We start from the raw sequence: 11,211 nt of genomic DNA on the forward strand, positions 1-11,211 counted from the left end.
CTTATTTATTGTAAAATACCTTGATTGCTTCGTATAAGTAATCTGCTGCACCTTCTGTTATATCTTCATAATATTTCTTGAAACGCTCATCTTGTGTATACATTTGAGCTAGGCCAATGTGTGCTTCTTCAGAGTATAGATCATCTGGCCAAACCATGATTAGCCATTCTTTATGTAATTCAGCAACTCGTTGCCCTTCTGCACTTTCAGGCTTCCCTTCTGGTACGGCATTTACTAAAGCTTCACTGATTTCTTCATTAAGCTTTTCAATACGTTCGTACTGTTCTTGAGTTAAATTACCGAATTTCTTATTCGATTCATCGATGATATTCTCACCGTACTTTTCTCTAATTTCTTCACCGTATTTTTCTTCATTCACTTTAATTTTTTGTTGTTTAAATCCTTCAAATTCTTTTTTAGACATAGTTAAACCCTCCTGGTATATTCTAATAGTTTTTTTGACTGTATTCATCAAATGACCAATACGGTCTTTTTCTGCTTCGAGGTGGCGGTAATGTGTTTCCAACGCTTTAAGACGATCAAATTCTGAGGAATTAATAATCTCATGGATTTCCTCAAGTGTGATGTCAAATTCTCGATAAAACATAATTTGTTGTAGCATTTTCACTTCGTTTTCACTATAAATTCGGTAACCATTCTCGTCGATATAAGCTGGTTTTAATAAATCAATCGCATCATAATGACGCAAAGTCCTTGTACTAATCCCGGCTAGTTTTGCTAATTCTCCAATTGAATAATTCATTTCCTCACCTCTTCATACAGATTACACCTTAACGTTACGTCAAGGTCAAGACATTTTATAATATATTTTCCAAAAAAATAAAAAATCAGCCGGTGCATTAACTTGCACAGGCTGATCATCACTCTATTGGGTTGCTTTTTGATGTTGTAATTCAACTAACTTCTTATTGCGTCTATAGTAAGCTGGAACTAAGGCTAGCACAGCACCCAACCAAGCCATTGGATTGGAAATAACTGGACCGGCAAAGCCGATGAGTCCACTTAGACCAAACGCCGCTATGATTCTCATCGTTAATTCCATCACCCCTGCGACTGTTGGGATAAAACTTTCTCCCAACCCTTGGAGAGTGTAACGAAGGACAAAGAGAATTGCTAGAATCCAATAAAATGGACCGGTTAATTGGAAGAAGTACTGACCATAACTTCTTAGAATTTCTTTTGATGAACTATCTCCAAAGATACTTGTTAACTCACCACCGAAAAGTACTAAAACGACAGTAAAGATTAAAGAAACTGATACTGAAAGAACAAGCACTTGCTTAACGCCTCTTAAGATACGGTCGTATTTTTTAGCACCGAAGTTTTGACCCACATAGGTTGCCATCGACACTCCGAATGACATTAGGACGAATACGACAATTTGATCAATCTTTTGAGCTGCTGAGTATCCTGCAACTGCTTCAGCTCCCAGTGTATTCAAGGCAATTGTTACTGACATTGACCCAATCGCAATAATAGAAGATTGAAACGCCATCGGAAATCCAATTCGGCAATGGTGAATGACTTCATCTTTACGCATTTTAAAATGTCTTGCTTTGACTTTTAATAAATAAACTTTCTTATGAATATAGATTAAACAAATTAAAGAGGCAATTAATTGCGATACCATTGTCGCAGTAGCTACCCCAGTTGCTCCCATATCAAATACTAGGATAAAGACATAGTCCAGGATAATGTTAATTATAACCGCAATGACTAATGCAATCACCGGTGTTCGACTATCTCCTAAAGCTCTCATTAAATTACTTAACATATTGAATAGAATTGTGATTGCCATAAATCCAAAGATAATAATTAAGTAATCATAGGTGTATTGAATAATTTCAGCGGGTGTATTCATTAAATAAAGAATATCCCATAAAAAGTACATACTCAATGCCGTCATAACTAAAACAACCAACGTGGATAATACCCAATTAATTGCTACACTACGACTGACTTTTTCATAATCACGCGCTCCGTACGCTTGAGCCGTTGGAATCGCTGTTCCAGCAGTGAACCCTTGCGAGAAACCAACCACAAAGAACATGACACTCCCTGCTGCACCAATACCTGCCAGAGCATTCACTCCCATTGTTCGACCGACAATAAAAGTATCAACCATGTTATAGAATAATTGAAAAATATTACCTATGATTAAAGGAATTGAAAATAATAAAATTCGCTTTATCGGTGACCCCGATGTCATATCTTTCACACTTATAATCCTCCTACTTTTTAAATTCTTAAGTAAGTATAAGTTAAATAAAAAAAGTATACAATAAAATTAGTTCATCTTCCTTATTAGAACAAAAAAGCACTTTCAGTTAACTGAGAGTGCTCTTGATGATAAAAAGTTGTCATTGTATAAAAAACGAAAGACTTTTTCAAATTTCCGGTGGAAGGCGAAATCCATTTTAGCCGTTGGGTCTCCTTTTTGTCGGAACATGAATTTCCCCTTCCAATATACTTTTTTTCTGAAGTAGAATACTTTAAACTCGTGTTATTAAAATAGCCAATAAATTATATTATTTAAATAGTGATAAAACAGTTAAGCTTATGGAAGTGAGTATGGGAAGGTACCGCATCTACCACCGTATCATTCTCACTAAGGTAAGTGATTTCCGTTTTCTGTTGATTATTTCCAAGCAAATATCCTATCGACTTAAGTACCGTTCTAAAAATAACTTAGTCCGTTCTTCTTTCGGATTTGTAAATAAATCTTCTGGTCTACCTGCTTCCGCAATCACGCCTTGATCCATAAAAACAACTCGGTCAGATACATCACGTGCAAACTCCATTTCATGCGTTACAATAACCATCGTTAAACCATTATCAGCCAAATCTCGCATGACTTTTAAAACTTCCCCAACCATCTCTGGGTCCAGAGCTGATGTCGGTTCATCGAATAAGATCACATCTGGCTCCATAGTTAAAGCCCGAGCAATTCCTACTCGTTGTTTTTGCCCACCAGATAGTTGCTTTGGCTTGGCATTAATATAAGCCGACATCCCCACTTTTTCGAGATAATCTTTCGCAACTCGTTCAGTTTCTAACTTATTTTTATTTAATACTTTTATTGGGCCAACTGTACAATTCTCTAATACAGTCATATTGTTGAATAAGTTAAATGATTGAAATACCATACCAATACGGCTTCGGTAGTTTGTTGCCTTATAAGAACTATCTAATACATTACTTCCACGGTATACAATCTCACCTGAAGTCGGCTCTTCTAATAAGTTAATACAGCGAAGCATTGTTGACTTACCAGAACCAGATGAGCCAATGACAGTCACTACTTCCCCCTCATTCACCGTCAAATTAATATCCTTCAATACTTCATTTTGACCAAATTGCTTACTCAAATGATTTACTTCAATAATTGTTGTCATGCTTACTCACCACTTTCCTTAGGTACCGTAACCTGTACTTGATTGCCTCCAATTAATGCATAACTAGAATCTCCAGCTAAATGTCTTTCCAGTAATTGTAATAACTGAGTTACAATAAAAGTTAGTATATAATAAATAACTGCTGTAACAAAGAAGGTCTCAAAATATCTGTAGTTTTGTCCTGCAATTGTATTTGTTGTAAAGTATAATTCATTCATCGATATAACATTTAATACGGAAGTATCTTTAATGTTTATGACAAATTCATTCCCGATTGATGGCAGTACATTACGGAAGGCTTGTGGCATAACAACATTTTGCATTATTTGCCAGTGACTCATCCCTATCGCTTGTGCTGCTTCATATTGACCTTCATCAACAGATAGAATGCCTCCACGAATCACTTCTGACATATACGCACCTGTGTTAACAGATACAATTAATAATGATGCAGTTAAAGGTGTTATATTCCAATCCCAGAGAATAGCCGTCCCGAAGAAAATAACCATTGCCTGTACAATCATTGGTGTCCCTCTAAAGATAGAGATATAAGCACTCAACAACCACTTGATAAAGCCAACTGCAATTCGCATTACCTTATTTTTGGGAGTTGGAATGGTTCTAACAATCCCAACAAATAAACCAATGATTACCCCAACAATCGTACCGGTTAAAGCAATAAGTAAGGTCATTCCAGCTCCACGGATAAAGTTTTCTCTATTATCCATAAAGATTTGATACATCGTATTTATAAATTCACTCATTTTATTTCACATTCCTTTATGATAATGACGTACAACATAGAAACACTCACCATAACCACAACGTGTTAAGGTGAGCTGAATGAGGTTAATATTATTCTTGATTAGCTGGTTGATTAACAATCGCTTGTTCTAAGAAATCTGCACGCTCATCATCTGTAATAGAAGCTAAAGCCTCATTCACTAGGTCTAATAATTCAGTATTGCCTTTTTTAATACCAATTGCTAAAGTCTTATCCGCAGTGTCTACATCAAAGTTTGGTTCAGGTATTATGTAAGCTAACTCTTCGTTCACTGAAGTCGCTGATTCTGCTTCTGGTACTTCAGAGATATAGCCGTCAATACGACCTGACTCCAGTGCAACACGCATAATCGGGAATGAACGCATCGCTTGTTCTTGTTGAACATCTTGAATTTGTGTAATTAAATCATAGTGGAGTGTACTCAATTGCCCAGTTAAACGCGCTCCTGAAAAATCTTCTAAGCTTGTCGCATTCGCATATTCTGAATCAGCATTTACAACAATTGCAAACTGTAATTCATAATATGGATCTGTAAAGTCAATAGCTTGTGCTCGCTCTTCTGTTGGAGACATACCTGCAACAATTATATCGATACGATCTGACATTAACGCTGGAATTAACCCTTCCCACTCATACTTAGCAACAATCACTTCTCGTCCTAGTGCTTCACCAAGACGGCGAGCAATCTGAACATCATACCCATTAGCAAAATCATTTGAATCAGCAATAGGTAACGCATCATTGGAATCATCTGACTGTGTCCAGTTATAGGGAGGATACGCCCCTTCCATACCGACAATTAATGGTTCATTATCTTGAGCACCAACGTGTGAGGAATTAATTGATGTGACTAGCGGTAACATCACAAGTACTAATAACAATTTGAAAAACTTTTTCATTTGAATACATTCCTTTCTTTTGACAATAAGAGAATCGAAACTTCAAAGCACCTAAAATAATGCTCAAAAAAAGACCACGAACAAAAGGTTCGTGGCCTAAAAACTTGTTTGGCTTCCTTTTGCCCGGTAGTTGATTGCACGTAATAATTAGCAGGGCAGCTAATTAATACAGTGACAAACCTATTATGGCCTGCCCCCAGCGTTTTGCTTCGGCGAATTCCCCTTTCCAGTTTTAACACTGTACTCTTGTCATCCGCGCCTCGCCCAATACCTAGTCTAATTTGATTTTAATCTTATCAAAATCTCATATACTTGTCAACATGGAAGCACTTAATGATTTTATTAGAATTGTCGGAACTAACTCAATCAACTAGAACGATTAGCTCAGATTGTTCTAGCTAATTCAAAAAAAATACCTACTGAAAGACGGAAGTCATTCAGTAGGTATTTTTAAATTTGGCGTAAATTATTATCTGGATTAACAATGAGTTGATGCTCTCGGTACTCTATATCCGAACTTATTAGTTTATAGATTGCCGAAGCAATCGGCACACCCAAGAAAAACCCTGCTGGTCCAAGAATTCCACCACCAATTGTCACAGCGATAAAGGTCCAAATACCAGGTAAGCCTATTGAACCACCAACTACACGTGGATAGATAACATTACTTTCGATTTGTTGTAAAATAATATTGAATAACAGGAAGAACAGGCCTTGTATTGGGTTCTGTACAAAGATTAACAATGTTCCGATGATAGCAGATAATATCGCCCCAACCATTGGGACTAGAGCTAATGCGCCTGATAATGCACCTATCATACCGGCATATGGGAAATTAAATATCATCATTCCAATCGTAACTAAGGAACCATATATAATCGCCTCAATAAGCATACCAGTAATAAAGCCAGAAAATGATTCATTTGTCACCCGCATTATATATCCTAATCGGCGATAACGGTCTTTCTTTAAATAAGCCTTTGCCAACCGTTTTACTTGGTTTTGAAGTTTTTCTTTAGAGAATAATGCATAAATTGCAACGACTAAAATAATGACCAGACGGAATAGTGATGAGGTTAATATTTGAAACGTAGTAAAAGTAGATCCAAGGATATTATTTGCAAAACTCGCAGCATCACGAGCGATATTTTCCCAATTGATATTTAAGTTATTTATTAACGTGTCAATCTCAGGGTAAATTTGTTCCAAATCCTCAATCCATCTTTGAATATAAGTAATCATCAGCGGTAAGTTCTCTAATAAGGTTTGTACCAATGAAATCAATTGCGGAATGATGAGCCATAGCACTAGTACAATTACGATAATAACCGTAATAAGTGCTAACAATATCGAGATTGGACGTCTTAAACGAAGCAAATGTTCGTTATTCGTTTCGGGAAACCAAACCCCCTCATACATCACCATAATTAAATTCAATATATAAGAAAACACAAAACCATAAACAACTGGAGAAATTATATTCCAAAACTCACTTATCCCATAAAATATATGCTGATAATTAAAGATTACTAAAATAAATACAGCACCTAAAATAACATATTTCATGACCATTCGATCTAAACGACCTAATTTATCCATTCATTCCCCCCCTTTATTTGTATATATAATATAACACGATTCTGTTGATTATTTCGTACAGTTTTATTACAAAATGACATTATTTTATCCTTGCCACACGACGAGTAAAATCGACATAATTATAATTGATATAATAATCGATAGTGAATTAATAACAGCTGACAACTCAAAATTTTCACCATACATTCTTGTATACATAGTAGCTACTCCTGATACAGGCGCAAAAGCTAATATCGCTAATGTTTGGCGAATCTCTAAACTAAATGGTAAAAAGAAATAAAGCAACACCGATATTCCTGCAGCGATAATATAACGCATTGATAACGTCTTAAATAAAAGTTGAAAGTGATTGCTATTTACTTTTAAATCCAATGCCACACCAATCATAAACATTGATAAAAATGTATTCCCGTTACCTATGATTTTTGTAACGTCAATGACAAAACTCGGTAATTGAAGAGACAGTAGTGAAAGTATTATCATAACAATATAGGCAATAACCGATGGAGAACTCATCATTGTTCGAAGAATATATACAACATCTATTTTTGCTTCACCATCACGCACTCCTTTAGCCATTCCATAATTTCCGCCAAGTACCATAAAAGCACTACCCGCATCAAACAAGCTTACAGCCAGAATAGCTACTTCTGAGAAGAAAAATGAAATGAACGGTAGCGAGAAATTCCCTATATTATATCCATTCATATTAAGCATTAAAAAGCCTTTTTCAGTAGGTGTCTTCCCCACCCAGTTCGAAAAGAAAATATAAATCCAGTTACACAAGAATCCAACAATACTAATTATAATTAAGGTTGGTGGAAAGCTTAAACCATTTAGATTAGATATAATCGCACTAGGTAAAGTAAGATAAAAAATTAGTTTTGAAATCGTATCAAAATCTCGCTCTCTTACAAAAAGACCTCGTGCCGTTAGGACATTTGCGATAATAATAATAGAAACTAAAACTGATGCTTTAATAATTGTTTCAACCATTGTGACGTCCCTTCTTAATCCGCTATTTCTTTAATCATAGCTTATTACTTCTTAAATTGTTACTTAATTCGATTAGTTTTTTAAATTCACATGTAAATTATTACTCTATTATCACTCGGACCTGTATTTCGCAACCATACTGTTCAGATTGACTCAATCATTTTGAGTAGAAAAACTTTTACAAAAGACATTACTAATCTAACTATTTCTGCTTAAATTTAATAGTTCCATTTATACTCTTTATGATTTAATTCTGCTTGATCAATGAGTAGTAGAAGATAGCTATTTAGGAAACTCACTTCTTCACTTGTGATTGATTCGATTGTTTCTCCATATGATGATACGGTTGCTTCCCATATTTCTGATATATTCCCTGCGAAGAAAGCTAGGTTGAGTTCTTTAGCTAGACTCGTCATATCGTCACTATCTTCATTATTTTGGTTAATATGTTCATTGGCTTTCGTAAAAACTGATTGAATATAACTATTATAGTTTAAGATGTTTGAATCCACTTGCATTGTCTGTTGTGCCCAGTGCTCCACTTCTAATAACACTTGGTGATAGGATCCACCATATTCCCCTATGGTTATCTCACCAATCACACTCGGTTGAACCGAAAATGCACCGGTGGCAATATCTGCTATACTTCCAGTATTATCCTGATATGTATATTGCCCAATATGTTGTGCATGCATATGCCCACTTAATGTGACTGGTATGTGGTGTTCTTCTAGTATCTCAGTGAGTCGGTCACTATTCTCCACAACAAATCTTTCCCCAAACTGTTCGATATGAGATATAGAACTATGGTGTAAGACAAAGGTTACTCGAACATCTTCTTCCTTAATTAAGTCTAATCTTTCGCTCAACCAATCAAGTGTCCCGTCACTAAGTCTCCCTTTGGATTCAGGAGGTTGATTATTAAACTCATTCAAGTAAATATTACTATCCAGCATAACTAACCAATGGTCATCTCTAAGTTGAGTTATATAACTTAAACTTGATACATCATGATAAATCGCCTCTTGATAACCGAATGAACTCATCAACTCTTTGAAATCCTGTGGTGTAATTTGTTTATTTCTCACTGCTCTACTCTCAGTAAATGAACTCGCCCATCCATTATGAATATCATGATTACCGGGTATTACATATACTTCTGTACCTAATTGTTCAATTTCCGAGAATATTTCCTGAAGCTCTACTAAGCTCATGTATTCTCCATTAAGCGTCAAGTCTCCCGAAATGATTAAGGCATGAGGCAAGTTGTCAGCATGTTCTATCTGATATGTTAGTGCTTGGAGCCGTTCAGTTGAGTAAAATATTTCAAGTCCTGCACCAGTTGTTTGCATCTCTTGAATTCGAGGCCCTTCCTCATATAAAGTGGGAGACAAATGATGAAGATCAGTAATGACCCACAATCTCAATTCATCCTCAACACTTGATGCCTCAACACTCCTCTCTTGACTCATTCCATACAAAAGACTTATTAAGACACATAATTCTAAAAGCTTCAATATCTTTTTAATCATTAACCCCTCCCTTCAAATAAAGTTCTCAAAAAAAAGACTATGAAAGTATCTCATAGTCTTATTATCCTATATTATTATTTTAATTCAAAACAGAATTAGTTGCTTCAGTTAAATATTTTGTGTCTAGTAACTTACAGACTATGAATGAATTATTTATGAGAGTATTCAAATTCCACGTGATAGATGGGTATCGGTGAACGCCCTGCCTTTTCAAGTGATTGTAATAGTAACATTAACCAACTGAAAGCAAGAACAAAAGCTACGATTTCAAAACCAGTCAAAGTAATATACCAGCCTGTTATATAATAATAAGTAACAGCAAAAAGCATTATACCTAAAACATAAGACGTAATCATAAATTCACGTGATATGTTTGGAACGAGCCACTTTATACCAATAATCATTGCAATAACCATATACACAAGCATAGCGGCTGATTGATTATGATATTCTGGCATGTTCCCAGGTCCATCACTGGGGAAGTAGCCTACTAGTCCTAAACTTATCGCTGTAATCGTGAGTAATATTCGCAAAACTGTTAAACCTCGATGTTTTGGATACATTTTTTTAAGTCCGACAAATAAATAATCGACTAAAGCAATCATCATTAATGCTGATAGAATCAGTGTTAAGTTAAACTGCCAAGAGCCACTTGCTTCTTGTGTTCCTAAAAAACTTAAGTTTCTCTGCCACCACTGCGCTTCACTATTCGTAATCATTGAGATAATCACACCACTTAAAATAACTACGACTAGCAACTTTGTCATTAATGAAGGAGATAGCACCATAACAAAACTAATCATGGCATAATTAATAATTGATAAAAAGATAAATGTAAGTAAAGTTGATAAATAAATATCTAATACAAGTCCCTCAAAAAGCAAACCTAGTAAATAGAAGAAGAACAACATAACTAATGCTATAATAATCGCAAAAGAAAACAATATTGTAGGGAAGTTTCGCCAATAGACATTTTCTAAATTAGCTATTTTTTTCTTTTTTCCAATTATAAAAAAAACTGCGAAAGTTATAATTCCACTGATGGAACCAATTAATAATATAGCACTCGCAACGGATATTCTCCCCACGAGCTGTATAAATAACTGATCTCTCGTGCTAAAAAAGATAAAATAGAAAATGGTTCCAATTATTGCTGGAATTAAGAAAAACCTTAAAGCGAGTTTTTGATGATTACTCGAATGGTTGTCAGTTCTCAATACAAATTCTTGGTTATCTATCATAAGAACTGCTTGATTTAGCTGTTTTAATTCTGATACTTTTTTATTCTTAACGATTATCTTTAAATCTTGTTTGTGTTCATTAGTCATAATTCACCCTTTATTAATATTTTTATTTTAAATATAATCTTATTTCTTTGATTAAGGCTTCTTTTTTAGTATTCTCAAACGTATAAAACGAGCCGAAGTGAATGGTCTCCCCTTTTGTCGTCACTGCTACACCATCAGCAGCTCCATACTTTCCATGGGATAATATACTAATCAAATTCAAACTACTCAGCTTCACCTTGTGCTTTAAAAGATAGTCAGCCAGTTCATCTAAGCCATTTAAAGACTGTTCGCCATTAATCTCAACATGAATTTCTTGATTGGCCGTTTCTTCAAGTTGGCTTTTATTTCCTATCCATAACCCTATCACAAAGTCCCTTATTACGCGTCGTTTTGGAGCGTTGTCACAACTTAAGTCACCTAATAATAAGAAGTCTGGTCCGTATGGATGTGCTTCACTACTACTAAACGTTAAACCATTGTCTGATAAAGCCTTTTGTAAAGTCTCTACCGCCTTTGGCCCTACCCCATGGAGCTTTAATAATCCATCCTTACTAAACACTGAAACTTGTTCTAAACTAGTAACATCAATCGATTTCAATGCATTTGTAGCTGGTTTCCCTATGTTTGGTAAAGCATGTGACATTAAACCATCTCCTTATTATTAACTCTTTATTATATAACTATAGTAATATATAA

At 35.1% G+C, this 11,211-nt stretch carries 10 protein-coding genes; all 10 read right to left on the reverse strand.

Features of this window, described 5'->3' with window-relative positions; all coding sequences use genetic code 11:
* Position 1: 1 nt before the first annotated feature.
* The 10 genes from HYQ40_03135 to HYQ40_03180 all read right to left on the reverse strand — a co-directional run bounded on the left by HYQ40_03135 (position 2) and on the right by HYQ40_03180 (position 11,158).
* Positions 2-763 (reverse strand): MerR family transcriptional regulator, encoded by a 762-nt coding sequence (locus HYQ40_03135; protein MBZ6526756.1) that lies wholly within the window; start codon positions 761-763, stop codon positions 2-4.
* 123 nt (positions 764-886) lie between these two features.
* Positions 887-2,239 carry an MATE family efflux transporter gene (locus HYQ40_03140; GenBank protein MBZ6526757.1) on the reverse strand — a complete coding sequence of 451 codons (1,353 nt, stop codon included), beginning with the start codon at positions 2,237-2,239 and terminating at the stop codon, positions 887-889.
* Between the two features lie 439 nt (positions 2,240-2,678).
* The gene (locus HYQ40_03145; GenBank protein MBZ6526758.1) at positions 2,679-3,416 is read right to left on the reverse strand and encodes an amino acid ABC transporter ATP-binding protein; all 738 of its coding nucleotides are present in this window, start codon (positions 3,414-3,416) and stop codon (positions 2,679-2,681) included.
* Positions 3,417-3,418: 2 nt separating this feature from the next.
* Entirely contained in the window at positions 3,419-4,180 is a 762-nt protein-coding gene (locus tag HYQ40_03150) for an amino acid ABC transporter permease (protein ID MBZ6526759.1), read from the reverse strand.
* A gap of 91 nt (positions 4,181-4,271) precedes the next feature.
* Positions 4,272-5,099, reverse strand: coding sequence for a transporter substrate-binding domain-containing protein (locus HYQ40_03155; GenBank protein MBZ6526760.1), 828 nt, complete (start codon positions 5,097-5,099; stop codon positions 4,272-4,274).
* A 450-nt stretch (positions 5,100-5,549) separates the two neighbouring features.
* Entirely contained in the window at positions 5,550-6,698 is a 1,149-nt protein-coding gene (locus HYQ40_03160) for an AI-2E family transporter (GenBank protein MBZ6526761.1), read from the reverse strand.
* A gap of 84 nt (positions 6,699-6,782) precedes the next feature.
* Positions 6,783-7,694, reverse strand: a complete 912-nt coding sequence (locus HYQ40_03165) for a hypothetical protein (GenBank protein ID MBZ6526762.1) — start codon at positions 7,692-7,694, stop codon at positions 6,783-6,785.
* A gap of 218 nt (positions 7,695-7,912) precedes the next feature.
* Positions 7,913-9,226, reverse strand: a complete 1,314-nt coding sequence (locus HYQ40_03170; protein MBZ6526763.1) for a metallophosphoesterase — start codon at positions 9,224-9,226, stop codon at positions 7,913-7,915.
* Between the two features lie 149 nt (positions 9,227-9,375).
* On the reverse strand, positions 9,376-10,554 hold the full coding sequence (locus tag HYQ40_03175; GenBank protein MBZ6526764.1) for a DUF998 domain-containing protein: 1,179 nt from the start codon (positions 10,552-10,554) through the stop codon (positions 9,376-9,378).
* Between the two features lie 22 nt (positions 10,555-10,576).
* Positions 10,577-11,158 carry a DNA-binding protein gene (locus HYQ40_03180; protein MBZ6526765.1) on the reverse strand — a complete coding sequence of 194 codons (582 nt, stop codon included), beginning with the start codon at positions 11,156-11,158 and terminating at the stop codon, positions 10,577-10,579.
* Positions 11,159-11,211: the final 53 nt, after the last annotated feature.

The organism is Aerococcaceae bacterium DSM 111021, from assembly GCA_020112395.1.
In the GTDB taxonomy this organism is placed as follows: domain Bacteria; phylum Bacillota; class Bacilli; order Lactobacillales; family Aerococcaceae; genus Ruoffia.

What these genes read in the sequence shown, in the direction of transcription:
- HYQ40_03160 (MBZ6526761.1), bottom strand. Translation starts at nt 6,698, where the DNA reads ATGGATAAATTAGGTCGTTTAGATCGAATGGTCATGAAATATGTTATT.
- HYQ40_03150 (MBZ6526759.1), bottom strand. Translation starts at nt 4,180, where the DNA reads ATGAGTGAATTTATAAATACGATGTATCAAATCTTTATGGATAATAGA.
- HYQ40_03175 (MBZ6526764.1), bottom strand. Translation starts at nt 10,554, where the DNA reads ATGACTAATGAACACAAACAAGATTTAAAGATAATCGTTAAGAATAAA.
- HYQ40_03145 (MBZ6526758.1), bottom strand. Translation starts at nt 3,416, where the DNA reads ATGACAACAATTATTGAAGTAAATCATTTGAGTAAGCAATTTGGTCAA.
- HYQ40_03165 (MBZ6526762.1), bottom strand. Translation starts at nt 7,694, where the DNA reads ATGGTTGAAACAATTATTAAAGCATCAGTTTTAGTTTCTATTATTATT.
- HYQ40_03170 (MBZ6526763.1), bottom strand. Translation starts at nt 9,226, where the DNA reads ATGATTAAAAAGATATTGAAGCTTTTAGAATTATGTGTCTTAATAAGT.
- HYQ40_03135 (MBZ6526756.1), bottom strand. Translation starts at nt 763, where the DNA reads ATGAATTATTCAATTGGAGAATTAGCAAAACTAGCCGGGATTAGTACA.
- HYQ40_03155 (MBZ6526760.1), bottom strand. Translation starts at nt 5,099, where the DNA reads ATGAAAAAGTTTTTCAAATTGTTATTAGTACTTGTGATGTTACCGCTA.
- HYQ40_03180 (MBZ6526765.1), bottom strand. Translation starts at nt 11,158, where the DNA reads ATGTCACATGCTTTACCAAACATAGGGAAACCAGCTACAAATGCATTG.